This is a genomic window from Saprospira grandis (assembly GCF_027594745.1).
Lineage (GTDB): Bacteria > Bacteroidota > Bacteroidia > Chitinophagales > Saprospiraceae > Saprospira > Saprospira grandis.
In genome coordinates, this window is record NZ_CP110854.1 from 3414776 (window position 1) to 3440306 (window position 25531).

Here is a 25531-nt window from a genome sequence, read left to right on the forward strand (position 1 = left end):
AGGGGCCTGCTATATGGGCCTGTAGGTTGAAACCTACAGCCAATTAACGAATGCATTTTTGTGTTCAATGGAGGGTTGAAACCCTCCATAAATAAACATTTTTCAGTCCGTGCTTTCTTCTTTGGCGGCTGGGCAGTTTTGGGCCCATGGGCTGAAGCCCATGGTTGTGGGGCTATGCAAAGAGTGGGCTAAAGCCCTTCTTTGCTGTTTATTACACCTCATTAGCTGCACTAGAGCAAAAGAAATAGGGGAAACCAAATAAATGAGCATCTTGAGATATAAAATAGATGCTTTTTATGAAAAAGAAGAACTACCGCTCATATCAACTGGCCCTAGTTGGTTTGCTGCTTTTGCTGCAATATTCTTGCGCTATTTGTACTGATACGAGAACAGCTAGAGAAAATGTCATTCCTAAAAAGTTTAAAGATTGGTATGTGACTAAAGCAGAGGACCTTTACCCTAAAGACTTGATAGATACAACTGCGATCTATTATGCATGTGATGATCCAGCTATTTATGATCCACCAAAATGTTATTTTATGCGTTTTTTTACAGACGGTAAACTGTTTAGCAGTACAGGATTAGACAGTCTAAATAATGAGGTGGCCAATAATATGGTTAATGGCTATACTGGTTATTATTTAATTAAAGATGGGGAGCTAATTATCAAAACTTATGACTACGCATATTGTGGATATTATGTCATAGGCTGGGCAAAAATATTTGAGGATAGAATAGTGGTATACAAAATAAAAACTTATTCTTCGTCAAGAGTTGATTACTACCCTGATTCAAGCCATGCTAAAGAGCGAAACGATGTATACTACAAACTAGATGTTGGTGAATTATACAGCCAGCCAGATTGGTAGTTGGTTTTAAGCGGGGCCGCCCGCCTGCCATTTATTGCCTGGGGACAAGCCCCCGAGAAAGGGCCCATACTCAAAAGGTAGAGTATGCTTAAGGTCAGCTGCTGTAGTTAATGATGTATTTTTTAAATTTACTCCAAAACCACTTAACATTATTTCAAGCAATCCTTTACCTGTAGAAGATGCTAAGGAAGGTGCCCATTCAAATACTGCTTATTGATGAAAAAACTATATTATATTCTTTTAGTATTAGGCTTTTTGGGGTGTACAAGATTCAGTACTAGTCCGCCTAATATAAAAAAGGTACAAGAGAAGCAATGTGATTTGCCAGATGATATTATTTTAGCTGATAGGAAATTGAAGTTTTTTTATGTGTCAAAAAATGAGTATAAATTAAAAGTTGTAGAGAATAGTGATTCTGCTGAATTCGTATTGGAAAAATACTTGTTTTATTGTGATATTGTTTATCGCCATGGAATAGAGGTAGTATGGTCAAATCAAAGCGTTTTGTGTCTGGATCGTTGTATTCATTGTGAGCCAGAGTGGTCAATTTATCTAAGAGAAGAAAATTTTTCAAAAGAACATGTCATTTATGATGGAGTTGTTTTTGATTCTATTTCTAATAATTATGCTTTTTTTGATCGAGTAAAAGGAATGATGAAGATTGCCAATACTAATAATTTTGAGCCTTTTTTGGAAAAAGAAGTTGAAGACCCTGAGTGTCAGGATATTTTCCTTTGTATCGATTCTGTATCTATAGGAGCAAATCATTTTTTTCTAAGGTATAAGGGACTTGAGCCTAAAGAAATAATGCAACTAAATTGGTAAATAGGCCTCCCGCCTTCGGCGGGCGCTACGTTCCGCAGCTCGCTGCTCGCTCGGCCCTGCGGCCTGACGGCCTTGGTCTGCGGCTTCGCCGCACTGCTGCACATCGCTAGGCCGTTTGGCCTTTGGCCATAGCGGCTTTGCCGCCTGCCATTCATCGCCTAGGGACAAGCCCCTAGGCGCAGGAAAGGGCAGACACAAAATTTCAATATTAGTCCCTCAACTTTTTCTCGGCTCTTTTGAAAAAGAAGAAATAAAGAAAGCGTCTTTTAACGGTTGGGCAGTTTTGGGCCCATGGGCTGAAGCCCATGGTTGTGGGTCTGAGCAAACTGGCGGGCTAAAGCCCTTGTTTGCTGGAAAATGGAAAAAAAAATAGCTCCAAGAAAAACAACAACCGTCCAACCACAACCGCAAAGAAAAATCCCCTCGAAGGAGGGGATGGCGATTTTTTCAATAGCCTAGGGCCTTGGCCCTAGGTTCCTATGAAATTTATGGGGGAGACAAAAGCAAAATCAAACAACCGAAGAAAAAATAACCCTTGTTCAAAGCGGTAGAGGATTTTAATCCTCTCCGCACTATAGATGTAGAATGGGGTTGTTGTATGGCTGCTGGTTTCAACCTGCAGCCACAGCTAGCAGGCGGCGAAGCCGCCGCAGGCCTAGGGATGGACAGCAGTGGCCGTTAGGCCAGACCAAGGCGCTGAAAGCGCCGAAGGGCCGAGCGAATAGCGAGCTGCGAAACAGCCCGGCCGCCGCAGGCGGCAGGCCCCAAAAAACAAAAAAAAGAGCCACCGAAAAAACGGCAGCTCTAGTTCAGGAATTATTTATTCTTGGGCCAAAAAGGCTCTGACGGGACGCAGGGCTTTTTCTACGGTATCGGGCAAAAAAGGCGATTGTAAATTGGCGATTTCCAATAATTTGAGGAAAGAATGGCGGCCACCAGTTTCGCAAAGTTTGATGTAATCGCTCCACGCTTTTTCGGGCGCCTGAAGTTGGCGATCCCAAAACTGAAAGGCGCAAATTTGGGCCAAAACATAATCAATATAATAGAAAGGGCTGGCAAAAATATGCGTTTGGCGCTGCCAGTAGCCGCCTCTTTGCAAGAAAGGCTGTCCCGATTCGCTTGATTTGAGATGGGGCAGATAGCGCTCTTCTAGCTCCAGCCAAGCGGCATTGCGCTGGGCGGGCGTCCATTCTGGGTGTTCATAGACTAAGTGCTGAAACTCATCGACAGCAGCGCCATAGGGCAAAAAGGTGACGGCTCCGCTAAGATGGGCCAATTTGAACTTCTCGCTATCCTCTTTGAAGAACTGCTCGACCCAAGGCCAGCTAAAGAACTCCATACTCATCGAGTGGATTTCGCAGGCCTCATAAGTGGGCCAAATATAGTCGGGATCGGCTCCAGAGCGGCCCGTTAGGTAGCATTGAAAAGCGTGGCCCGCCTCATGGGTAAGGACCGTAAAATCATGGGCGCTACCATTAAAATTGGAGAAAATAAAGGGCGCCTGATATTCGCGGAGATAAGTGCAATAGCCCCCATTTCGCTTGCCATCTTTGGAGGCTAGTTCGAGCAGGCCTTTGTCCTGCATAAAGCGGAAAAACTCCTTTGTTTCTGCAGACAGCTCGCTATACATCTGATCGGCCTGTTGGACCATCCAGTCCACATCGCCTTTGGGCGTAGGGTTGCCATCCAAAAACTCTAGGGCAAAATCGTAGAACTCCATCTTATCGATACCGATGCGTTCCGCTTGTTTTTTGTAGAGGGTTTGGGCCAGGGGCACCACCTGCTCCTCAATCTGCTTGCGGAATTTGGCCACCTCTTGGGGACCATAATCGCTGCGGGCCATGCGGGCATAACCCAGTTCGATATAATTCTCATAGCCCAGCTTTTGGGCCATTTTGTGGCGTAGCTTGACGAGCTGGTCAAAAATATCTTCCACCTCTTCCGAGATACTATCATAGTACTCCCATTTGGCCGTTTGAGCGCCTTTGCGCTGGCCTCTATCGGTAGAGAGCTCTAGGGGACTGAGGGTAGAAAGATTGTAGGTTTCGCCTTCAAATTCGATTTGGGCCTGCGCCTTAATCTCTTGATAGCGAGTAGAAAGGCGGTTTTGCTCTTTGAGGTCCTCAATAATTTCGGGCTGAAAGGTTTTGAGGGCCATCTCCTCCAAATTGAAGAGATGCTGGCCCAACTGCTCGGCCATTTCGGCCTTGTGCGGAGAGGCCAAAAGCGCCTTGCTAAAGGCATTGGATAGGGCCGAAATCTCTGGAGCCGCCTGATCGAAAAAGCTCTTTTCTTCTTGATAAAAAGCATCGCGAGTATCAATAGAATGGCGGACCGAAGCCAGATTGTAAGGGCCACTAAAGCGCAAGCTCAAATCTGAAATCTGCTGCCGAATGGCAATGGCATCTTGGGCCGTAGGGGCCGCCTCAAAGGCCTTGAGGAGGGCCTGGTATTCGCTTTTGATCTGCTCAAGCGCTGGGCGCTGATACGGAAAGTCTTTAAATTGCATATTTATGGTTGTGTGTGGAATAAGGAAGACTGCTAAGGTACAACCATCTTTTTGGAAATGGGGGAGGATTATTTTTTTTGTTGGGGGGGGGATTCTTATATTTACTTGACATAGTGCCGAGTAGCACTTCTTTTAGTTAAAACTAATAACCAAGCAAGATGAAAAACTACTTATTAGCAATAGGGGTTAATGAATATGAATCTAACCGATTTAAAACATTGTCAAATGCAGAGTCTGATACTCAAAAATTAATAAAGATTTTAGAAGAAAGATATGGTTTTGAAGAATTAAGATATCTTTTAGGTGAGGAAGCTTCTAGAAAGAATATAGTGAATTCATTTATAGAATTGAAGCATTTAGATGAAGAGAGTAATTTGATATTGTTTTTTGCAGGACATGGTGAAATGGATCCTGATACAGAAAGAGGTTATTTGGTGCCTTATGACGGTACAGAGAGAGCAGAGTGGATTTCTTATACTACCCTTTTACATGACTACCTTACTTTAATTAAATCTAAACATGTATTACTAATACTTGACTGCTGTTTTTCAGGAAGTTTTATAACAAGAGGAGGAGGATCTTTAAGGGGCAGGAATGATAGTTATGATAAAAGGTATCTGCAATCATCACGATATCTTTTAGCTTCAGGAGGAAAGGAGCCTGTGTCTGATGGTAGAGAGGAAAGCCCATTTTTTCAAAGGCTTAAAATGTACTTAGAAGAAAATACAAAGGCTAAGTTTGCTGTATCTGAACTTGGAGCAGAGTTGAAAAAGAAAGTAGGTGAAGATGTTCTGCAACAGCCTATTTGTGAACCTATTCAAGAACTGAAAAATCATGTAGCAGGCGGAGAGTTTGTCTTTTTTTTAAAGAATGAATTTGTCGAAGATAAAGATGGGGCCACTGAGGATGATTTTGAATACGACTTACAGATTAACGATGATTTTGATTTATACCTAAATGATTTAGGTATAAAGATAACACACAGTAAAGTTCCCGAAGTAAATTTAGTAGACTTATTTGTGCCTCCTGATTTTAGCTTAGATAGATCTAAAGATGGAAAGGGAAAGTTAAAGACATATGTATTTGATAAAATAATTACTAAAGATAAAAACATCTATTTAGGCGAAGATAAAAGTGGTAAAACAACATTGGCAAAAAGGTTGTTTTGTAGTAAATATATTGAGAGTTTTATCCCAGTTATAGTTAGAGGTAAAAATGTACGTAAACCAGATAAAAAAACAATAATTTCTCTGGTCGAAAAAGGCCTATTAGAACAATATAACCTTTCTAAAGATAAGGCGAAGAAATTAGCTAAAGATGCTCAAAAAATAGTAGTCATTATTGATGATTATGACGGAATTAATCTTAAAGAGAATAAATTTAGGTTACTCTTTTTCAAGAATTTATCATCCACTTATAAACATGTACACGTTTTTAGCTCTCCAGCGATTAGGTTAGATGCTTTGGATGATAGTAGTATATGTTCAGAAGCTTATTCTGAGTATAGTATGTATACTATACTACCATTAGGGCATTTGAAAAGAGAAGAGATAGTTAAAAAATGGTATTTTTTAGGAGAGAAAGAAGGAATAGAGTCTGCAGATGAGGTTTTCTGGAGTAAAGTTGATTTAGCTAAGAGTCAAATTAAGAATGCTTTAGGGCGAAATTATGTCCCTTCTTATCCTTTGTTTATTATTACATTACTTCAATCATTAGAAGGTAATGTACAAAAGCCTGAATATACTTTACATGGTTTTTATTATGAATTATTGATAAATAATGCTCTATCAAATGTTTTAAAAGAAACAAATGATATAAGCTTTTATCATAATTATATGACAAATTTAGCCTTCTTTTTATATGAAAATGGAGATACCTCTATTGAATTCCAAGAGTTTAAGGAATTTCATAATTTGTATTCTGAGAAGTTTTCAATTCCTAGTACATATGAACCTAAATCAACTTTAGGATACCTGGAAAGAGCTAAGCTATTAGTCGTTAAAGGGTCAGTTATAGATGTTAAATATAAATATATATTTTATTTTTTCTTGGCTAAGTTTTTTGCAGATAATTTAAACAGTAGTGAGCCCTTTGATACAGATAAAGAAAACGCTTTATGTCAATATAATGGTAAGACTTATGGAGAAATGGTTCGTGGTAATATATCAAAAATGTGTAAGAAGTTACATGTTGAGAAGTATTCTTCTATAGTAATGTTTTTAACTCATTTGTCTAAAGATAAATTTATAATAAAGCAAGTTCTTAAAATAACAAATGAATTATTTGAAAGTGTGTCAGAGGCTAACTTAGATAAGGATGTTGCCCCCATTAACAAGTTGATAGAACACGTACCTAAAAAAATTATTGAAAGGAAAAGTCAAGATACTATACGGAAAGAAAGGAATCAAGAAAAAGATTCTATAGATATGCTTGAAAAGGAGTTTAATGATGAAGCGGAATTTATTGAGCCAATTGGAATTGGAGAGGATTTATATGAAGATGATTTTGGAGATCTAGATATGTTTTCGGAATATAATTTTGCTTTTAAGGCTATTGAGATTCTTGGACAAATTGCAAAAAAACATTGGGGGGCTTTAACTGGAGGTGAAAAAGAGGAAATTATAAAGTGCGCATGTGATTTAACGTTGAGGACAAATACATACTTTTTTGATAAAATTTTAGAAAATAAAATAGCTCTTATCAGAGAAATAGAGTCTATTTTAAAGAAAGACCTGGTTTTGAAAAAAGGGTTGCCCCAAGAGATAGAAGAAGCTACTAGGCAATATATATTTGATTTGTGTTCAATGATTACATATGGAATAATAACTAAGTTAGGGGCTTCAATCGGGTACAAAAAATTACAGAACTCAATGGATGCTTTGGTTAATAAGAATCCTAATAATGCAAATAAAATTATTCAAATAGCATTTTCTACTAGTTACGGGGTTCTTCCATCTTCTGTGATGGATCAAATAGCAAAAGAATTTGAAAATAATTATCTTCCATTTTCTGTTCTTCGAAGAATAGTTGTTAACTATATATATATGTTCCCAGTGTCTAGTAATAAGCGTCAGAAAATATTTCATGCATTCCATATTGAAGAGAAAGCACAAATAGTTATAGGTAAAAATTCTAAAATTAAAATAAAAAATTAACTACTACTCCCTAAAAAACCAACCATCCTCCCGAATCCACAACAGGCTCTCCGGAAAATCCGAACGGCTGAGCTCTCTTAAGTCATTTATCGCCAAACCTTTGGGGTCCAAACGGGGCATGCCCCCATGTTTTTGGACAATGGGAATAATTTGTCCCGCCAAAAATTGCCCCTCTCGCCCCAAGGCAACTCGCAGCAGGGGCGCATGGGCTCCATAACGACTCATCCGAAAGCTGTAGGTGCAAAAATTCCCCAAACTATAGAGGATCAAACGCTCTTTGTAGAGCTCCATGCCCCGACTCACATGCGGACCAGTACCAATAATGAGGTCGGCCCCCGCATCTACGCAAAGATGGGCGGTCTCATAGAGGTTGCCCCGATTAAAACCCAGAAAAATCTCGGCTTTTTCCTTGGGCTGATGCCGATATTCCGACCCCTCGGCCCCTCCATGCAAAGAAACAATTAGGAGCTCCGAATTGGCCTTGGCTTTTCGGATTTGCGCCCGAACCGCTGCCGTATCTTTCATATTAAAGCTGCCATAAAAAGGCGAAAAAGCACAAAATGCACAAGAACGACCCGCCCGAACAAAATACACACAGGGCCGATGCGCCAATCCCGCGGGCATAAATCCCATGTCTTGCAGTTGCCGTTCTGTATTCAAGCGGTCGGCCCGCCCAAAATCATCCATATGGTTGCTGGCAATGTTCAAAATGTCAAAGCCCGCCCGCTGAAAAGGCTTTACATAAACAGGGGGCAAACGAAAGCGAAAGCAGCTTTTAGGGTCATAACAAGCCTTGGGCCGCCCGCCAGAATCCCGCAAAACGGTCTCAAAATTTCCAAAACTAAGCTCGGCCTCCCGCAAATAGGGCAGGAGCTGCTCCCCAATCAAATCTCGCCCCAAATGAGGCGGCAAAAGCACCATCGGATGATTGGTCCCCGGCACAATATCCCCCACCGCAGCCAACCAAAAACTATCCTTCGGCGCAGGGGACATAGGCCAATCCCTAACCGCCGCCAAACTATCTGCTGCCGACTGATAAAGCGGGGGCGGAGCCGCCTCAGGCCCTAACTTTTCTGAGCCGCAAGACCAAAATAAAAGACAAAGGAATAGAAGGTAATAAGGCATAACAGAAGCTTTTGTATGGACCGAAAGATAGCGCTTATGAAGCTTTTTTTTATTTCTTTTTGGGGCCTCCGCTGCGGCTTTGCCTTGCGGCGCTACGCTTCAGGGCTCGCAGGTCTGCTCGGCCCTGCGGCCTGACGGCCTTGGTCTGCGGCTGCGCCGCCCCCTTTCGCATCGCTAGGCCGCTCATCTGCCTTTTTTATTTTGGCTTTCTTCTTTGGCGGCTGGGCAATTTGTGGCCCTTAGCATAGCAATTGTTTTTATCGCTGAATTTTGTGTGGAGTTGTTCTGCGCCATGGGCTGAAGCCCATGGTTGTGGGTCTATGCAAACTGGCGGGCTAAAGCCCTTGCTTGCTATAAATGATATGGGCCGATGGTTTTAACCATCGGCTCATTTTTATTGTGCTTAGTATGGCCGCTTTTGTTGCTGTAGGTTTCAACCTACAGGTATATATCGATCCTACAGGCCCCCTTATATCTTACAACATGTTCCATTTGGGGTATGCTATTCGGAATTTGTGAAATGGCATTTGTAAAGCGGGTTATGCTATTCGCAATTTGTGAAACGGCAATTGTAAAGCGGGGGATGCTATTCGGAATTTGTGAAATGGCAATTGTAAAGCGGGGGATGCTATTCGGAATTTGTGAAACGGCAATTGTAAAGCGGGGGATGCTATTCGTAATTTGTGAAATGGCAATTGTAAAGCGGGGGATGCTATTCGGAATTTGTGAAACGGCAATTGTAAAGCGGGGGATGCTATTCGCAATTTGTGAAACGGCAATTGTAAAGTGGGTTATGCTATTCGCAATTTGTGAAACGGCAATTGTAAAGTGGGGGATGCTATTCGTAATTTGTGAAATGGCAATTGTAAAGCGGGGGATGCTATTCGCAATTTGTGAAACGGCAATTGTAAAGCGGGGGATGCTATTCGCAATTTGTGAAATGGCAATTGTAAAGCGGGGGATGCTATTCGCAATTTGTGAAACGGCAATTGTAAAGTGGGGGATGCTATTCGCAATTTGTGAAATGGCAATTGTAAAGTGGGAGATGCTATTCGCAATTTGTGAAATGGCATTTGTAAAGCGGGTTATGCTATTCGCAATTTGTGAAATGGCATTTGTAAAGTGGGAGATGCTATTCGGAATTTGTGTATAGTTACATACTATCTGTACCTGCAGCCTAAAGGCCGCAGCCAATCTAGTTGGGCCATCATTTTGCTCGCCGCAGCGGCTTAAAAGCCCCTGCTTTTTAGGAGTTAGGGGTAGGTTTTGTTTTCAGGTCCTGCGGCTTTTAAGCTGCAGGCCATGGGGCTACCAAAATCTAGCTTAATTGTTCCGAAATTGGCTGCGGCTTTTAAGCTGCAGCTCCCTAGGCGCAAAAAGGGCATACACAAAATTTTCAACCTACAGGCCCATATAGCAGGCGGCGCAGCCGCCGCAGGCCTAGCGATGTGCAGCAGTGCGGCGCAGCCGCAGACCAAGGCCGTCAGGCCGCAGGGCCGAGCGAATAGCGAGCTGCGGAACGTAGCGCCCGCCGAAGGCGGGAGGCCCCAAAACATCAGCGAGCTGCGACAACAAGGCTAAAAGCCGCAGTTCGACGACCAAAGGGAGTAAACGTAGCGCCGACGAGCGTAGCGAGGCGGAGGCCCCAAAACAACAAGCAGATAGATGTTAATAAAAAACCCTATATTTAGAGACACACTATAACCGACAAGCCAAAATACCTATGGAATCTATCAACTTTGATCAAATACAGATCTCTTCGGGCTGGACGCCCAGCAGCAAGGAGGAGCTAGAAAACCAATTGGACAACCTATTTAGTAGCAGTTTGGATGCTTTGCGAGGGACCTGGGACCTCAGTAACTCGGCCAATGTCTTGCTGAGCCTAATCTTTTATAAGCGCCTGATTTGTCTACAAGAAGAAGGCGAATTGGCCTTCATTAAGATTTCGGAAAAACAACGGCAGATCCTACACAATTTTAGGCAGCAGTTGGCCCAAAACGAACAGCAGGCCTTTGGCGATTTGCGAGATGCCCTGGTGGCGATTTCTAGGGCCAACCCCTCTTTAGAAAATATTTTTGCCCCCCTAATGGTGGCCCTACAAGATAAGGCCGATGCCCAGCATCTGGCCCGAGTATTTGGCCTATTGGAACAGGTCGATTTTTCGCTCAAGCAGTTTTCTATTGCGCAGTTTGGGGCCTTCTTTAATAAAAGCCTGAGCCGAGCGGCCCAAAGAAGGGGCAAGGCGGGCGGTAGCGCCACCACCCCGCTTTTTCTCAATAAACTCATGGCCCTTTTGCTCTCTCCCAAATCGGGAGAATCGGTCTATGAACCTGCGGCGGGACAGGCAGGGAGCCTAGTTGCGCTTATGCAAGAAGCGACTACTTTAAATATTCTGGCCCAAGAAGTAGATCAAATTACCTGGGCCTTTTGCAAAATGAATTTGCTCATGAATGGGGCCTATGAGGCCGTTGTGGAGCAAAATAATAGCCTGCTTCACCCGCCCCAACCCCCTCAGCAATTTGATCTGGCCCTGGCCAACTTCCCCTTTGGCGAAGAAATCGATTTGCGAGCCGTTAAGCATCGATCTTATGTCAAACTGCCCCTAGATGTGGGCCAAGAAGAGACCGATTGCAACAGCCTTTTTGTGCAGTTGATGTTGGAGCAACTCAATGAGAATGGGCGAATGATTGCCGTTTTGCCCATGCGGGCCCTCTTCAAAGAGCGGCAAGAGCGCCGCTTGCGAGAGTACTTGCTTCGCCGCGATGTGGTGGATGCCGTGATTACCCTACCAGCTGGCCTGCTCTATGCCAGTCAAGCCCCTATTTGCCTGCTCTATTTGCATAAAAATAAGCCCGCCAAACGCAAGGGAAAAGTCCTTTTTATCAATGCTTCTCAACTGCAACCCACCTCCAAGAGTCGGGTGCGCCACCGTTTGGAGAGTCAGCAAATTGCGGCCATTGTTTCGGCTTATCATAGCTGTGGCGAGAAAGTGCCGCAGGAGCTAGCGGGTTATGTGGTGAGTAAAACGGTAGAGCAACTGCTCGAGCAGCGGGCCAACCTCAATGCCAAGCGCTATGCCGCCCCCTTTATTCAGGAACTAGAGGCTTTGGCCGATCAAAATGCCTTGGTCAAGGTACAAGAAGTGATGGCGGGAGAGTTGCCAGCGCTTTGGGTGCATAAAAAAGAGCAGCAGTTTCATGAATACCCCTTTGTGAGTAGTCGAGATTTGGCGCTGCAGTTTGCGGATTATCAGTTGGCCCTGCCCAAACTTTGTCCCTTTGGCGAACAGGAGGAGGAGGAAGGGCGGATCTTGCAGCATTCGGCCTTTTTGGTCAATCGGAAAGGCAAGCGCTTGCGGGCCAGCTATTTTGAGTATAGCGGCCAAGCCATTATTGTGAGTAAATCGGTGCTGGTTTTTGATTTGCAGCAAAAGAAGATCAACAAAGAATACTTTTTGGTCCAATTGCATCAAAAGCTGTTTTTGGCCCAGTTCAATATGTTCAGGACCGATCATGAAGCCTTGCAGATATCGGAGCGGGAATTTGGCCAATTGCAAATGCCTTTGCTCAGCCTAGAGGAGCAAATCAAATTGGTCCAAGAAACCAAATGGTCTTTGCTCAAAGAAGAAGAGCATAAGGTGGAAACCCTGCGCAGCCGCCTCAATTTGGATAAGCAAACGGCCCAAAACCGACAAATGCGCATTATTTCCTCTTTGCAGCATGAACTAGGCAATCGTCTGCCCGCCATACTGACCGAGCTCAAAAATATTAAGGACTTTCTAGGTGATAAAATTGAGGAGCAAACGCCCCTGAGCTGGAGCGATTCTATTTATCCCCTTTTTGAGGGCGAAGAGGCCGAAGAAGAGGACCAATTGGGTAAGGTGGTGCGCAAAATTGAGAAACAACTCATTTATACCATCAATAGCATTGATGCGGCTAGCAACATCATCTCCGCCGATAAGGAGCGCATGCAATTGGAACATCTATTGTTGCGCGACTTTTTAGAGGATTGGGCCCAGCTTTATGCCCAAGAAAAACAGTTCTCTATCCAAATTGAGGTAGAAGATGATGAAAGAGGCCGAGAATTGCCCATTGCCACCCTCATCGACCGAGCACAACTGGCCACGGCCCTGAGCAATTTTGTAGAAAATGCCCGCCGCCATGGCTTTTCTAAGGATAAAAAACATCTGATCCGCTTTTCCGTTTCTTTGCTAGAGGAACAAGAAGAAGTATTGATAGAATATAAAAATGATGGAAAAGCTTTCCCAAATTCTTTTACCTTTGAGGATTTTGTCTCCTACGGCAATTATGCTGGCGATACTGGACATTCGGGTATCGGGGGCTACCTCATCCACCAAATTATTGAGAATCATGAGGGCAGCCTATACTATAAGGAGCAAATAGATAAACGCGACCCCTTTAAGGTGCAATTTGATATTATCTTGCCCTACAGAAAATAAGAATATGAGCAAAAAACGCCGCCGACCAATACAGGTTTTAATGATTGATGACGATCAACAATTTGCTAGCCCCTTTATTAAACGGGCCCGCAAGTATCAGGTCCTCATTACCAACAAAACAAACTTGCAAGAGGGCCTACACGAACTACAAAATAACAGTAAATACCAAGCTGTTATTCTAGATGGCAAGGCGCCTATTCATCCACAACAAGCCAAAGGAACCGAGGCCGAAAACTTTGTGCACGAGGCCATTATGCGCCTTAGAGAGATGGAGCTGCGCCAAGAACGGCCCCTGCCTTTTTGTGTGCATACGGCTTGGAGAGTGCAGCTAGAGCCTAGCTTGCGCCAACGGGCCGCCCTCTTTGATAAAAAGAAAACGGCCGTAGATGAAGAAGAAATGCAAGCCCTTTTTGAGTTTCTGCATCAGGAGGTGGGCCAACTAGAAAATAGCAAAATCAAACAGCAGTTTCCCGAGGTCTTTGACTTTGCCGACCGCTATCTGGACCAAGAAGATGTTTCGCTTTTGCTCAGCATCTTAGCCGATAAATCCATGGCCAAAAGAGAGCAAATGCTGGAGCGCCTGGCCTTTGTCCGCCGCCTAGAAGAGTCTATCCTCAACGTCTTTTGCCGAGAGGCCCTCAAGGTCGATCCGCTGCTATATGGAATGGATGGACAAAGCCGAACCAAAGACCTCATCGAGCTCATTAAGGTCCGAAAACTGGCCCCTATGCACGTCTCTTTTCTGACCTATATCATTTATGCCACCCTCAGCAGTATTGTGCAGCACAAGGCACCAGAATCTAGCGAGTATTACAATTATCCGATCACGCCCTATACCGTCAAAACCTTTATCAATGGGCTTTTAGACATTATTCTCTGGGTAAAGGACAGTATCGAAAATGGCTTGAGAGAAGGCAGTATTATGCACGATTTTCAACCCCCTCGATAAGGATTTGGGGCCTCCGCTACGGCTTCGCCTTGCGGCGCTACGTTGCGCAGCTCGCTGTTCGCTCGGCCCTGCGGCGCTTGCAGCGCCTTGGTCTGGCCTGCGGCCACTGCTGCACATCGCTAGTCCGCTCCACAGTTTTTTTTGCTTTTGGCAATTTTCTTCGGCGGTTGAATTTAGGAGGGGCTTAGCTAGGGCCAGAAAAATTTGGACAAATGGAACCATCTTTTTAGTTTCCCTTGTTGGAGCTCCTGAAAAAAAGTAAAATTAAATCATGGATAAGGTAAGAGTAGATAAGTGGTTATGGTCGGTCCGTATTTTTAAAAGCCGAACCATGGCCAGTAATGCCTGCAAAAAAGGGCATGTACGTGTAGATGGGCAAATCCTAAAGCCCTCTTCTTTTGTGAAAAGAGGCGATTTGTTGGAGGTCCGAAAAAATAACTTCAATATGCGCTTTAAGGTGGTCGAACTGATCGAAAAGCGGGTATCGGCCAAATTGGCAGAGCCTTGTTATGAGGACCATACGCCAGAAGAGGAACTCAATAAATTTAAGGCTTGGTTTATGAATGGCCGAGCGGCAGAATTTAGAGAAAAAGGCGCTGGCCGTCCCACCAAAAGAGATCGCCGCCAAATTGATGGCTTTAAAGAAGGCGATAGCATGTTAGAACAATTGGACTGGGAAGAGGAGGAATAAGTTTTCTCTTGGACCATAAAAAGCCCGATCTACTTTTGTAGATCGGGCTTTTTTATCTTGCCCCAAAGGGTAGCGCTTGGGCTGTGGGGCTGTCCCCACAGCATCGGCCTAGGGATGGTAACTAGTGGCCGCAGGCCAGACCGAAGCGCGCAGCGCTGAAGGGCCGAGCGAGCAGCGAGCTAGTGCACAGCCCGGCCGCCGCAGGCGGCAGGCCCCAAAAAATAAACTACTTATCCTTCTTCTTAAACTGCTTGAAGAATTGGGCCCAAGCCATGGGGTTGAGGACGGGCATAGCCTGCTGTTGTCCCTGATAAGAATAGCTGCTGGCTTGTTGGCGGAGGTAAAGCGAGGCATTTTCTCGGCCATCCATATCCATTTCTTCCTGCATGGCAAGTAGTTGTTGGCGGCTGAGCTTGCCCTCGGCCAAAGCTTGCAGGTTTTGGGCTTGGGTGGGTTGCATGGCCAAAAACTCTGCTCTAAAGTTGTTGCGATCGGGCCAAGGGAAAACCAAAACCTCTGCCATATTGATATCCTCGGTTTCTAGTTGGACCACAATAGAGCGATAGAGGCCCTCAAAATCTTCGGGAATCGTAATTTCTTGGGTCGCAAAGCCTACAGCCGAAAACTGCATCGTTTCGCCCTTTTTGACCACAATAGAAAACATACCGTCCATATTGGCATAGGTACCGCGCAGGCCATTTTCTACGGCCACCGTGGCAAAGGGAATGGGGGCCACCTTTCCGTTGGGGCCAGGCGTAATCACAATACCCGTCACCTCAACAATATCATCGACCGAAAGCGGCTGGGCTTGGCTAAACTGAGGTAGGGCAAAAAGAAGAAGGGGGAGAAAAGAAAGCAAGTATTTCATGCGTTTTATATTTAGTAAGTCTTAATGATCAAATTGGAGAAGCTGCTTAAAGGTCCTCTGCCAAAGCAACGCTAATTTGCGCTTTTTAGTTGGTCTTTCCATCCCAGATAGGGAAAAAAGCGTCTTCAAAATGTTTGATGGCTTCATGGGCCGAAAGCTGAATGGCAATCACATCAAAACGGATTTCCTCCTCATAATTTTGGGCATGCATATAGGCTGCAGCGGCCTCAAAAAGAAGCTGTTGCTTTTTGGGGGTAACGGCTAATTCGGGTGGACCAAAAGTGGCGTTTTTTCGGGTTTTGACCTCTACAAAAATGAGAACGTTTTTTTTAAAAACAATCAGGTCTATTTCGGCCCGCCCATAGCGCCAGTTTTTAGCCTTTAACTGATAGCCTTGCTTCAAAAGGTATTCTAGGGCCATCTTTTCGCCCAAGATGCCTATCTTGTGATGTTTTGCCATAATTTTTTTATCTTTCGCAGCTTTGACAAGCTGCACCGCAATAGAAGTAGTATACTAAAACATACGATATATACATAGCTTGAAAGGGCTATTAACAAAATCTTGAAATTATCATGATGAATGAACTAATCAAAAACTTTGGCGCTCAGTTGACGGAGGCCATTGCAATCGGCGAGAATATAACATTAACTGCTCCTAAGCAGGAATTGCGCAATATTGTGGTTGTGGGAATGGGCGGCTCTGGTATTGGGGCCAACTTTGCCAAGGAATTCACGGCAGAGGAGCGTCCTTTGCCTATGGAAGTGGTTAAGGGCTATGATTTGCCCAATTATGTCAACCCCCATAGCTTGGTCATTTGCTCTTCTTTTTCGGGCAATACCGAAGAGACCCTAATTGGCCTAGAGGCAGCCATTGAAAAAGGGGCCAAAATTGTTTGTGTCAGCTCTGGTGGTAAAATGAAAGCCTTGGCCGAAGAGCATGGATTAGATTTCGTTCAATTGCCACATGCGGGTAGTCCTCCCCGCGCTTGTTTGGGCCTTTCTTTGGTGCAGCAGCTATTTATCCTAAAGTTCTTTGGTTGTGCCAAGGCCGAGCGCATCGAGCAGCTCAAGCAAAGTATCCTTTTGCTAGAAAAAGAGCAGGCCGACATCATGGAGAAGGCCAAGAAAATGGCGCAGTTCATGAGCGGCAAGTTTCCCGTTCTCTATACCCATGATCGTATGGGATCTGTTGTTTTGCGTTTGCGCCAGCAGCTCAACGAAAATGCAAAAATCCTTTGTGGCCATCATCTAATTCCCGAAATGAACCATAACGAATTGGTAGGCTGGCGTAAACAAGAGGGCGATTTTGCTGTCTTGATTTTCAGAAGTAAGTTTGAGCATGAGCGCAATCAAGCCCGCATCAAAATCAATAAGGAAATCATTAACCACTACACCCAAACCTTGATCGAGATCAAACTTAAGGGCGATAGCTTGATTGAAGAGGCGATCTATGCCGTACATTTGGGCGACTGGATCTCTTGGGAGCTTTCTGTTTTGCGCCAAGTAGATGCCACCGAAGTAAAAGTGATTGATTTCCTAAAAGGAGAATTGGCCGGCCAAGCCTAAATAATAAGCTGGTCCAAAAAACAAGCAAGATGAGCAAGAACGTAAAAGTAGAAGAACTCGGCCGCATCAATTATGAGGAGGCCTGGGCCTACCAAACCGAACTTTTCAATGCCTGTATCGATCGCAAAAAGCGACAAAGAGCAGGGGAGGAGCTAGAGCAGTTTGGCCATTTTCTATTTTGTGAACACCCCCATGTCTATACCCTAGGCCGAAATGGCAAAGAAGCCCATTTACTACTCGATGAGGCGGGCTTGCAAGCCCATGAGGCCAGTTTTGTGAAAATTAACCGGGGGGGAGATATTACTTATCATGGCTTGGGCCAAATTGTGGGCTATCCCATTTTGGACCTCGATTGCTTTTTTACCGATATTGGCCGATATATCCGCAGTATCGAAGAAATGGTGATCCGTACACTGAAAGATTATGGCATTACCGCCGGCCGCATCAAAGGCGAGTCTGGTGTCTGGCTAGATGAAGATGGCCCCAATGCCCGCAAAATCTGCGCAATTGGGGTGCATCTGAGCCGTTGGGTGACCATGCACGGCTTTGCCTTTAATATCAATACCGATATGAGCTACTTCGGCCATATCATCCCTTGTGGTATCCAAGATAAGGGCGTGACCTCCCTAGCCCAAGAATTGGGACGGCCCGTAGCAGAAGAGGAGGTCAAAAGTTTGCTTTCTCGGCATTTTGCAGATATCTTTGCAGCCGAATTAGATTTTAGCCTAGCGCCAAATTTACTACAGCATGAAAAATGATATTCCCATTAAAAAAGTAGAAGGAGTGGGCCTCGCTATTGTCCCCGCTGCCGACGGCTTTTGGGATGTCTACCTACTCAACCTCAAAAAAGAACCCATCAAGCAGTTGATCGTCTCGGCTAGAGGCTATGGCCGCCTAAATGATAAGGAGGTGGAAACCGCCAATATCCGATACTATTTTGAGGAGGTACCCTCAGGCTCGTTCCAAAAAATTGAACCCCTGCATAAAGATCTCGTGCAAATGGCCAATGAATATTGGATCAGCTTTTTATGGAAAGATTATATGTACGACCGAAAGTACGTCTTTGTGGCCGGTAGTATTCAGGCCGCTTACTTTACACATATTCCCATTCTTAACGAATTGGGCGTTTTAATCAAGTAAAAATTTATGGACCCTAAAGAGGAAAAGGAATTCGAGGATGAACCCTTGTTCGATTGGTATGAGTATAAAGCCGATCCCGGACAGGAACCAATGCGATTAGATAAGTTTCTGATGCAACGCATGGAGCGCATGACCCGCTCTAAGGTGCAACGTGGTATCGATGCCGGCTATGTGACGGTAAACGATAAGGAAGCCAAAAGCAACCAAAAGATTAAGCCACATGACTTAATTAAGGTGCGCTGGCGCCGCGCTCGCCCAAAAGGAGAGGTGATCGCCCAAGATATTCCCTTAGATATTCGCTATGAAGATGAGGAGGTCCTCATGGTCTACAAACCCGCTGGCATGGTGGTCCACCCCGGCGTGGGCAATTATACCGGCACCCTCGTCAATGCCCTCGCTTGGCATTTTAAAGATTTGCCCCAAGGCAATGGTAGCTACCCCGGATTAGTCCACCGTATCGATAAATTTACTACGGGAATTCTAGTGGTGGCCAAAACCGAAGAGGCGATCCAACATCTCTCTAAGCAGTTTTTTAATCACACAATTAAACGTAAATATCGCGCTCTAGTCTGGGGCGATGTAGAAGCCGAAGAGGGAACAATCACTGGCCATATTGGCCGCGATCCCAAAAATCGCAAACGCTTTTGTGTGCATGAAGATGAGGAATACGGTAAACATGCCGTGACGCATTATAAGGTCCTCAAACGCTTTGGCTATGTGACTTTGGTCGAATGCCAACTGGAAACAGGACGGACCCACCAAATTCGTGTGCACATGAAGCACATCGGCCACCCGCTCTTCAATGATGAGCTCTATAATGGCGACCGCATCGTCAAAGGAACGATCTTCAGTAAGTACCGACAGTTTGTCGAGAATTGCTTCAAAATTCTTCCCCACCAAGCGCTGCACGCCTATTCTCTGGGCTTTGAACATCCCAAAACAGGAGAGGAAATTTATCTGGAAGCCCCGCTGCCCGATTATTTCCAACAGGCCCTAGATAAATGGGAAAAATATACCGAGGGCCGCTTTAAGATTTATGACTAGATCTTTTCTCCCTCAATAATCGCAGTAGAATCTTAGTGTTCTGCTGCGATTATTTTTTGGGGCCTCCTGCCTGCGGCAGGCGCTACGCTGCGGGGCTCGCAGGTCTGCTCGGCCCTTCAGGCTTCACTTCGTTTCGCCTTCGGTCTGGCCTTCGGCCACCCCTCCGCATCGCTAGGCCAAATGGAAGTCCTCCGCTTCGGCCATCCTTTGATAAAAATTTTAAGCTTCTATTTGGCTTTCGGCCATAGGGGCGGCTTTCTTCGTCCAGCATTTCCTATTTCCACCAAAGTATTTTATGCCGAAAGGCCCAAGCCCAAGCCAAACGATAGTGCCGATAGCCCAAGCGCCCCAGCCGCTCCCGCCACTCTCGGCCCAAAAAAGATTTCTGTATGGAAAGTAGTCCATCATAACGGACCATCGGACTAGCGCCCAGCAGTTTAGTCACTAAACGAAAGAGAAAATGGGCCAGTTTCGAGCGCTCTAAATCATTGACAATGCCGCCCCATTGGGCCTGCCCCTTTAGCTGTAGGAGCAGACGGTCCAAGGCTTCTTCCTCAAAATGATGCAGAAAGAGGGCGCAATGGGCCACATCAAATTCTAAGGCCGCAAATTCTTCCCCAAAAACATCAAGTTGGGCATAACGGATTTCTGGAAAATCACTGGACCACAAACGGGCTTGCTCCAAACAGTAGGCATTGGCATCTATCCCCAGCAAATCTAAGCGGTAGCCCCTCTTACGGCCCCAAAGGGCAAAGGCGCGCAGGGCATCACCGCCCCCGCAACCCAGATCCACTAAGCGCAAAGGCTTTTCTTTGGGCCAAGTTTGCAGCAGTTGGGCCAAGGCGGCCTGACTAATCGCCAATCCCCCCAATAGTTTATTCACCCAGGCAATTTGCTCCAAAGTGGCCTTGAGCTCTGGCCCCTCCATCTCCAAATCATCCATGATTTCTTCTTTGTCCGACCGCTGTTTAAAGTAGAGCATCCCAAGGCGTTAATGGACGGCCATGCGTCCAGCGAATAATTGTTTTTTGCATAAAGGGTAGGCCCGCAAATAATTGCACGCCCAAATTGGACCAAAAGGGGCGGCCAAAGAAATGTTGCAGCTTTCGCCCCGCCTGCAACCTCAAGCTATAGTTTTTTTGCCAAGCCGCCGCATATTGGGCCAAAAATTCAGCTTGACTCAGCTGGCCCTCCAAATACTGGGGCACTAAGGCTTGCATAATGGCCGCAGAACCTATCGCCATGGCCATCCCATTGCCCGAAAGCGGATAGATCAGGCCCGCAGCATCGCCCAGCATGGGCAGCCCTTGCTCTACCAAAGGCTTGGGCCTAAAATAAATATTGCTAATGCTCAAGGGCCGAGAAAAGACAGGCCTAAACTCCCGAAACGCTTGCTCTAAATAAGGGTTTTGCCCCAAAACAGTACGCTCCAATTCCTTAATGCTGCCGGCCCGCTTGAGCTGCCGCTGAGCCACCAAATAACAAAGGTTGATTCGGCCATCTTCTACTCTAGATAAGCCGCAATAGCCTCCCTCAAAGTTGTGTAGGGCCACCAAATCTTCTGGAAAGTCGCCCTCATAATGGCATTTGACCGCCATAAAGCCCGCCCGCTCTTGCATGAACCCCCGCTCAAGCTGCCGATCAACCAAGGAGCGCTTGCCCTGTGCGCCCAAGACCATGGCCGCCCGATACTGCTGCCCCTGCTGGCTGTAGACCAGCCAGTTTTTTGGTCCAATTTCTTTTAGCTGATTGACTTTTTGCCCCAAGGCAAACTCTACCCCCGCCCCCAAGGCCAATTCATAGAGCTTTTGGTCCATCCGATGGCGAGACAAACCAAAACCTCCTAAAGGCAAAGTAGTTTGGACCTGCTTCCCCTTTAAGGAGCTTAGGGCAAAACGCCGAATATCAACGGCTCCATGAGCAAAAGGATCAAAGCCCAAGCTGTTGAGGTAGGGCAGCACCTCCTTAGAGATGTATTCCCCACAAACTTTGTGAAAGGGATACTCCTTTTGCTCAATGAGTAGGACCTTTAGCCCTCTTTTGGCCAAAGGAAGGGCGCAGCAGAGGCCAGCAAGACCTCCACCAATGAGGATGACATCATAAAAAGGAGTGGGGGAAGGGGAGTATAGGGCCACAGCTTAGGGATTAGTATTGCTCTAAGTTAATTAAGACAAGGGTACAGGCCGCCATGATTTCCGCTTGGGGCAGAGCCGCTTGCAGACGTTGTTGAAAGGCTGGGTTTTCTGTTCCTGGATTAAAGATAATGCGCTTAGGGGCCAAGGCAACAATCTGCTCAAAGTATTCTTTTTGTAAACTTGGGCGGAGGTATAAGGTGATACTATCTATTTGAGCCTCATCGGGAAATTCAGTCAATATGTCTAGATCTCCAGCGGTTTTTCCCGCTCTGTAGCCCAAGGGATAAACGGTTTCTCCAATGGCTAAAAGGCGGCGGGCGGCCTCATAAGCGTAGCGATCGGGCTTGCTAGAGGCCCCAATAATTAAGGTACTCATTCTATTTTGGTTTAATGATAGTAATGAAAGGAAATAGCGCCCTAAAAGTTTTGAACCGCCGCCCTTTTTGGTCCTATTGCGGGGGACAGGCGGCGAAGCCGCCGCAGGCTGAGGGGCTGTAGCAGGGCCGCCGAAGGCGGCAGACCCAGCGGGCGCAGCCCGCGCAGGGCCGAGCAGACCTGCGAGCTGCGCAATGGCCCGACCCGCCCGCAGGGCGGGGCAGCCCCAAAAAAAAGAAGTTGTAAACCTACAACTTCTTCTTCTTCGCTTCCATAAAGGCAAAATGGCCTAGTAGCGGAAATTTTTCACGGTATCGACAAAGACCTTGACATTGTCTAGGGGCGTATCGGGATAAACGCCATGGCCAAGGTTAGCAATATGGTGCGGACCAAAATCCTTGAGCATCTGAATCGCTTGGGCCTCAATGGTTTTGGGGTCGGCATAAAGGGCGCAGGGGTCCAAAAGACCTTGCAAAACTTGATGTTGACCTAGCTCTTGACGCAATTGCTTGGGGTTTTGGGTCCAGGTACAGCCCAAGACCGAAGCCGAAGTGGCCGCCATTTGTGACATAGAGTGCCAGGCTCCTTTGGCAAAAATCGTTACGGGAACGCTGCTGCTCAAGCCCTCGGCGATGCGAGCCATATAGGGCAAAGAAAAGGCGCGGAAATCGGCTGGGCGAAGCACACCGGCCCAAGAATCAAAGAGCTGGATGAGGTCGGCTCCAGCGGCTACCTTTTTCTTGAGGTAGGCCAAAGTCGTATCGGTAATCTTTTGCAAAAGCAGATGGGCTAGCTCTGGCTCTTGGTACATGAGCTTTTTGGCCTTAGAAAAGGTCTTGCTACCTTGGCCTTCAATCATGTAGCAGAAAATGGTAAAGGGCGCGCCGGCAAAACCGATCAAGGGGACCCGACCATCTAGCTCTTTCTTGGTGATTTTTAGGGCCTCATAGACATATTGTAGTTCCTCGGCGGCGGCATCGCCAACCAATAGCTGCTCGATGTCTTTGGCCGTTTCGATGGTTTTAGGAAAGCGAGGTCCTTTCTTCTCGACCATCTCATAAGGGAGGCCCATGGCCTCGGGAATAACGAGAATATCGGAGAAAATAATGGCGGCATCTACCCCTAGTTCATCTACGGGTTGGATGGTGACCTCTGCGGCCAATTCGGGCCGTTCGACCAACTCCTTAAAGCCAGAAAGACTATTGCGAATGGCGCGATATTGAGGCAAAATGCGTCCAGCTTGACGCATCAACCAAACGGGCGGACGTTCTGTGGCTTCGCCTTTGGCCACCCGGAGAAACAAATCATTTTTTAGCATGCTGAGAAGCTTCTAGTTGTTTTTTATAATAGGCATAGACCTCTAACTGCGAGCGAAAGGGCCTTTGACCTTCATCAATTTTGTAATGGTTGGACAGCTTGGGGTCCAAGATTCGGGCTTTGACATTGTCTTTGAGCTGCAAATTTAGAAAATCTTTAATTTCTTCTTGCAAGCCCTTGTCATAAATCGGAAAAGCACACTCAATTCGGTAATATAAATTGCGCGTCATCCAGTCGGCAGAAGATAAATAGATCTTGTCCTCTCCCGCATTATGAAAGTGATAGATCCGAGAGTGCTCTAAAAAGCGATCAACAATAGAGATGGCCCGAATGTTTTTGGAGTAGCCCTCGATGCCCGTCTGCAAACCGAAAATCCCCCGAACAATAAGGTCGATCTTTACCCCCGCCTCGCTGGCCTCATAGAGTCGGCGAATCATGCGGTGGTCTTGCAGACTATTTAGCTTTACGGTAATTCGGGCTTCTTGGCCTGCCTGGGCCAGCTCTATTTCTCGATCAATCATGGCATAGATGTTTTTCCGCATCCGAAATTGCCCCACCAATAGGTGTTTAAAGGGCTTTTTGGGCAGCTCGCCATGTTCTAAATAGTTGAGGACTTTATCCACCTCTTTCGTAAGTCGTTTATCTTTGGTAAAAAAGCCATAATCTTCATAGAGGCGGGCGGTGCCCTCATGAAAATTGCCCGTACTGAGGTAGCAGTAGTCTTGTAGTTTGCCTTTTTCTTCTCTAGAAATAGACAGAATTTTGGAGTGCACCTTGAGTTCGGGCAGACTATATTTTACGATAGCGCCCCATTTCTCTAGTTTTTCGGCCCAATCCAAATTGGCTTCTTCATCAAAGCGGGCTTTGACCTCCACAAAGACCATTACCTCTTTCCCTTCTGCAATGGCCGAGCGCAAAGCCGCAATGATTTGCGAATCCTTGGCCACCCGATACTGCAAAATCCGAATGCGTTTGACATCGGGATCATAGGCGGCCTGCTCCAATAACTTGATGACGTAATTGTAGCGCTGATAGGGGTAATGCACCAAATGGTCCCCTTCACTAATGCAATCAAAAAGGACCTGCGCCTTAGATAGCGTAGGATGTTTTAGCGGAGGCAAGGGATCATCTTGCAGATGCTGTAGCCCAAAGTTGGGAAACTGAAAAAGGTCAAAGTTGTTGTGATAACGGCCCTCGGGTTGGAGGTCGCTGCTCTTCACGCTAAAGGCTTGCATCAGAAAGCGCAACAAATTGGCGGGCATATTTCGGTCATAGACAAAGCGGGTACTGGCCCCAATATTTCGCTTGTTCAGCCCCTTGCGGATCTTCTCAATCAGATCGCCCGAATATTCATCTTCGAGGTACATTTCTGCATCTCGGGTCATCTTGAAAGAGTAGCTGTTTTCTATACTATAGCCGGGGAAAATCCGAGGCAGGGCATAGCGCACAATATCATCCAACATAATAATCAGGCGCTCGTTTTCTTGCTCGGAGGGCAAGACCAAAAAGCGAGGGAAACGATGAGAGGGGATGCGCACCACGGCATAACGAGGGGTCCGCCCTTTTGTCCCCAATTCTACCCCCAAATAAAGGGCATTATTGATCAGGAAGGTCCTAATCTTATGTTTGACAATCAGCATGGGCTGCAGATAGGGGATCAGCTTTTCTTCAATGTATTTATCCAGAAAATCGGTCTGGGTTTTCTTCAAATCGGCCTCTTTGACCAAATGAATATTGATGGCGGCCAAAAGGGGCAAGATGTGTTTCTGATAAATTTCGGTAAACTCTAGTTGTTGTTGCCGCACGGTTTCATTGATGCGGTCCAAAACTTCTTCTGGTGGAAAGTCAATGGCCTTTTTGGTCCGTTTGCCCAAGCGAATGAGGCTCTTGATCGAGGCCACCCGCACCCTAAAAAACTCATCCAAATTAGAGGAGTAAATCGCTAAGAACTTAATGCGTTCAAAAAGAGGAACCGAAGGGTCTTTGGCCTCTTGTAACACCCGATAATTAAAGGCTAACCAGCTCAAATCGCGGTTGCTGTACGGAAAGTTTTCATCTGTTCTGATCGTTGCCATAACCCAAGTTGTCTGTCTGTTGTTTGTAAAATCGCTTTGCCTACAAATATAGAAACTTGAGGGATAGATTCTGGAATCTGCTTTTTTTTCTTCTCGATTCTATCCTTTTTTTGGGGCCCGCGGCCGGCTAGGCCTTTGGCCTAGGTCGGCCGCCGCTATGCTGCGCCGCTCGCAGGTCTGCTCGGCCCTGCAGCCCTGCGGGCTTTGGTCTGGCCCTTCGGGCCACGGCTGCGCAGCGCTGGGCCAATTGACTCTTGGCCTTTAAGCAGAAAGTCAGCGCATTTTAGCCGCTCAAAATAGAAGCGTCTTCATAATTTAAGCGCTAAGCGCCTCTGGCTAAACAGTAGTAGGGGAGTCCCCGAAAAAAGCAATAGGACAATTTAGATGCCCCCACAGTTAAATGTAACGATCCAGATGGCTGTGGGGAAT

At 45.9% G+C, this 25531-nt stretch carries 21 protein-coding genes; 12 read left to right on the forward strand and 9 right to left on the reverse strand.

Going from position 1 to position 25531, the window contains the following annotated elements; genetic code table 11:
- Window positions 1-296: 296 nt before the first annotated feature.
- The 3 genes from OP864_RS13455 (at window position 297) to OP864_RS13465 (ending at window position 2376) form a co-directional block, all read left to right on the forward strand.
- Window positions 297-869 (forward strand): hypothetical protein, encoded by a 573-nt coding sequence (locus OP864_RS13455; RefSeq protein WP_270098677.1) that lies wholly within the window; start codon window positions 297-299, stop codon window positions 867-869.
- A 216-nt stretch (window positions 870-1085) separates the two neighbouring features.
- Entirely contained in the window at window positions 1086-1694 is a 609-nt protein-coding gene (locus tag OP864_RS13460; RefSeq protein WP_270098678.1) for a hypothetical protein, read from the forward strand.
- Window positions 1695-2229: 535 nt separating this feature from the next.
- Complete coding sequence (locus OP864_RS13465) at window positions 2230-2376, forward strand: hypothetical protein (protein ID WP_015691258.1); 147 nt, start codon at window positions 2230-2232, stop codon at window positions 2374-2376.
- Window positions 2377-2514: 138 nt separating this feature from the next.
- Here OP864_RS13465 and OP864_RS13470 read toward each other — a convergent pair whose 3' ends face one another.
- Complete coding sequence (locus OP864_RS13470; RefSeq protein WP_270098679.1) at window positions 2515-4203, reverse strand: M3 family oligoendopeptidase; 1689 nt, start codon at window positions 4201-4203, stop codon at window positions 2515-2517.
- Between the two features lie 158 nt (window positions 4204-4361).
- On the opposite strand from OP864_RS13470, the gene OP864_RS13475 reads away from it, so the two are divergent.
- Window positions 4362-7358, forward strand: coding sequence for a caspase family protein (locus OP864_RS13475; protein ID WP_270098680.1), 2997 nt, complete (start codon window positions 4362-4364; stop codon window positions 7356-7358).
- Between the two features lie 3 nt (window positions 7359-7361).
- Here the strand turns inward: OP864_RS13475 and OP864_RS13480 are convergent, their stop codons facing one another.
- Window positions 7362-8483, reverse strand: a complete 1122-nt coding sequence (locus OP864_RS13480; protein WP_270098681.1) for a CapA family protein — start codon at window positions 8481-8483, stop codon at window positions 7362-7364.
- A 499-nt stretch (window positions 8484-8982) separates the two neighbouring features.
- Here OP864_RS13480 and OP864_RS13485 point away from each other — a divergent pair, with 499 nt between their 5' ends.
- The 4 genes from OP864_RS13485 to OP864_RS13500 all read left to right on the forward strand — a co-directional run bounded on the left by OP864_RS13485 (window position 8983) and on the right by OP864_RS13500 (window position 14582).
- Window positions 8983-9636 carry a hypothetical protein gene (locus tag OP864_RS13485; RefSeq protein ID WP_270098682.1) on the forward strand — a complete coding sequence of 218 codons (654 nt, stop codon included), beginning with the start codon at window positions 8983-8985 and terminating at the stop codon, window positions 9634-9636.
- Between the two features lie 570 nt (window positions 9637-10206).
- Window positions 10207-12942: an N-6 DNA methylase gene (locus OP864_RS13490; RefSeq protein WP_270098683.1), complete on the forward strand. Its 2736-nt coding sequence runs from the start codon at window positions 10207-10209 to the stop codon at window positions 12940-12942.
- Between the two features lie 4 nt (window positions 12943-12946).
- The gene (locus OP864_RS13495) at window positions 12947-13891 is read left to right on the forward strand and encodes a response regulator receiver protein (RefSeq protein WP_270098684.1); all 945 of its coding nucleotides are present in this window, start codon (window positions 12947-12949) and stop codon (window positions 13889-13891) included.
- Window positions 13892-14162: 271 nt separating this feature from the next.
- A complete protein-coding gene (locus tag OP864_RS13500) occupies window positions 14163-14582 on the forward strand; it encodes an RNA-binding S4 domain-containing protein (protein ID WP_270098685.1) in 420 nt (139 codons plus the stop codon).
- 226 nt (window positions 14583-14808) lie between these two features.
- Here the strand turns inward: OP864_RS13500 and OP864_RS13505 are convergent, their stop codons facing one another.
- The gene (locus OP864_RS13505) at window positions 14809-15450 is read right to left on the reverse strand and encodes a carboxypeptidase-like regulatory domain-containing protein (protein ID WP_270098686.1); all 642 of its coding nucleotides are present in this window, start codon (window positions 15448-15450) and stop codon (window positions 14809-14811) included.
- A gap of 85 nt (window positions 15451-15535) precedes the next feature.
- Window positions 15536-15910, reverse strand: coding sequence for a YraN family protein (locus tag OP864_RS13510; RefSeq protein ID WP_270098687.1), 375 nt, complete (start codon window positions 15908-15910; stop codon window positions 15536-15538).
- A gap of 113 nt (window positions 15911-16023) precedes the next feature.
- Between OP864_RS13510 and OP864_RS13515 the strand changes: the two genes are divergently transcribed.
- From OP864_RS13515 to OP864_RS13530, 4 genes are read left to right on the forward strand one after another with little or no spacing between them, the layout of a single operon-like run.
- On the forward strand, window positions 16024-17016 hold the full coding sequence (locus OP864_RS13515; protein WP_270098688.1) for a bifunctional phosphoglucose/phosphomannose isomerase: 993 nt from the start codon (window positions 16024-16026) through the stop codon (window positions 17014-17016).
- 29 nt (window positions 17017-17045) lie between these two features.
- Window positions 17046-17774 carry a lipoyl(octanoyl) transferase LipB gene (gene lipB, locus OP864_RS13520; protein ID WP_015693707.1) on the forward strand — a complete coding sequence of 243 codons (729 nt, stop codon included), beginning with the start codon at window positions 17046-17048 and terminating at the stop codon, window positions 17772-17774.
- Window positions 17764-18156: a hypothetical protein gene (locus OP864_RS13525; RefSeq protein ID WP_270098689.1), complete on the forward strand. Its 393-nt coding sequence runs from the start codon at window positions 17764-17766 to the stop codon at window positions 18154-18156. Before lipB ends, OP864_RS13525 begins: the two co-directional genes overlap by 11 nt.
- 6 nt (window positions 18157-18162) lie before the next feature.
- Window positions 18163-19200, forward strand: a complete 1038-nt coding sequence (locus OP864_RS13530; RefSeq protein WP_270098690.1) for an RluA family pseudouridine synthase — start codon at window positions 18163-18165, stop codon at window positions 19198-19200.
- A gap of 274 nt (window positions 19201-19474) precedes the next feature.
- On the opposite strand, the gene OP864_RS13535 is transcribed toward OP864_RS13530, so the two are convergent.
- From OP864_RS13535 to ppk1, 5 genes are all read right to left on the reverse strand, one after another.
- Entirely contained in the window at window positions 19475-20182 is a 708-nt protein-coding gene (locus OP864_RS13535; RefSeq protein WP_270098691.1) for a methyltransferase domain-containing protein, read from the reverse strand.
- The gene (locus OP864_RS13540; protein ID WP_270098692.1) at window positions 20169-21335 is read right to left on the reverse strand and encodes an NAD(P)/FAD-dependent oxidoreductase; all 1167 of its coding nucleotides are present in this window, start codon (window positions 21333-21335) and stop codon (window positions 20169-20171) included. The genes OP864_RS13535 and OP864_RS13540 overlap by 14 nt, the downstream gene beginning before the upstream one ends.
- Window positions 21336-21345: 10 nt before the next feature.
- Window positions 21346-21711, reverse strand: a complete 366-nt coding sequence (locus tag OP864_RS13545; RefSeq protein ID WP_270098693.1) for a CoA-binding protein — start codon at window positions 21709-21711, stop codon at window positions 21346-21348.
- Between the two features lie 288 nt (window positions 21712-21999).
- Complete coding sequence (gene hemE, locus OP864_RS13550; RefSeq protein WP_270098694.1) at window positions 22000-23028, reverse strand: uroporphyrinogen decarboxylase; 1029 nt, start codon at window positions 23026-23028, stop codon at window positions 22000-22002.
- Window positions 23015-25102, reverse strand: a complete 2088-nt coding sequence (gene ppk1, locus OP864_RS13555) for a polyphosphate kinase 1 (protein ID WP_270098695.1) — start codon at window positions 25100-25102, stop codon at window positions 23015-23017. The genes hemE and ppk1 overlap by 14 nt, the downstream gene beginning before the upstream one ends.
- Window positions 25103-25531: the final 429 nt, after the last annotated feature.

Bases quoted from the DNA above. Each gene is read 5' to 3' on its own strand.
- OP864_RS13455 (WP_270098677.1), top strand. From the start codon at position 297: ATGAAAAAGAAGAACTACCGCTCATATCAACTGGCCCTAGTTGGTTTG.
- OP864_RS13460 (WP_270098678.1), top strand. From the start codon at position 1,086: ATGAAAAAACTATATTATATTCTTTTAGTATTAGGCTTTTTGGGGTGT.
- OP864_RS13470 (WP_270098679.1), bottom strand. From the start codon at position 4,203: ATGCAATTTAAAGACTTTCCGTATCAGCGCCCAGCGCTTGAGCAGATC.
- OP864_RS13475 (WP_270098680.1), top strand. From the start codon at position 4,362: ATGAAAAACTACTTATTAGCAATAGGGGTTAATGAATATGAATCTAAC.
- OP864_RS13480 (WP_270098681.1), bottom strand. From the start codon at position 8,483: ATGCCTTATTACCTTCTATTCCTTTGTCTTTTATTTTGGTCTTGCGGC.
- OP864_RS13485 (WP_270098682.1), top strand. From the start codon at position 8,983: ATGCTATTCGGAATTTGTGAAATGGCATTTGTAAAGCGGGTTATGCTA.
- OP864_RS13490 (WP_270098683.1), top strand. From the start codon at position 10,207: ATGGAATCTATCAACTTTGATCAAATACAGATCTCTTCGGGCTGGACG.
- OP864_RS13495 (WP_270098684.1), top strand. From the start codon at position 12,947: ATGAGCAAAAAACGCCGCCGACCAATACAGGTTTTAATGATTGATGAC.
- OP864_RS13500 (WP_270098685.1), top strand. From the start codon at position 14,163: ATGGATAAGGTAAGAGTAGATAAGTGGTTATGGTCGGTCCGTATTTTT.
- OP864_RS13505 (WP_270098686.1), bottom strand. From the start codon at position 15,450: ATGAAATACTTGCTTTCTTTTCTCCCCCTTCTTCTTTTTGCCCTACCT.
- OP864_RS13510 (WP_270098687.1), bottom strand. From the start codon at position 15,910: ATGGCAAAACATCACAAGATAGGCATCTTGGGCGAAAAGATGGCCCTA.
- OP864_RS13515 (WP_270098688.1), top strand. From the start codon at position 16,024: ATGATGAATGAACTAATCAAAAACTTTGGCGCTCAGTTGACGGAGGCC.
- lipB (WP_015693707.1), top strand. From the start codon at position 17,046: ATGAGCAAGAACGTAAAAGTAGAAGAACTCGGCCGCATCAATTATGAG.
- OP864_RS13525 (WP_270098689.1), top strand. From the start codon at position 17,764: ATGAAAAATGATATTCCCATTAAAAAAGTAGAAGGAGTGGGCCTCGCT.
- OP864_RS13530 (WP_270098690.1), top strand. From the start codon at position 18,163: ATGGACCCTAAAGAGGAAAAGGAATTCGAGGATGAACCCTTGTTCGAT.
- OP864_RS13535 (WP_270098691.1), bottom strand. From the start codon at position 20,182: ATGCTCTACTTTAAACAGCGGTCGGACAAAGAAGAAATCATGGATGAT.
- OP864_RS13545 (WP_270098693.1), bottom strand. From the start codon at position 21,711: ATGAGTACCTTAATTATTGGGGCCTCTAGCAAGCCCGATCGCTACGCT.
- hemE (WP_270098694.1), bottom strand. From the start codon at position 23,028: ATGCTAAAAAATGATTTGTTTCTCCGGGTGGCCAAAGGCGAAGCCACA.
- ppk1 (WP_270098695.1), bottom strand. From the start codon at position 25,102: ATGGCAACGATCAGAACAGATGAAAACTTTCCGTACAGCAACCGCGAT.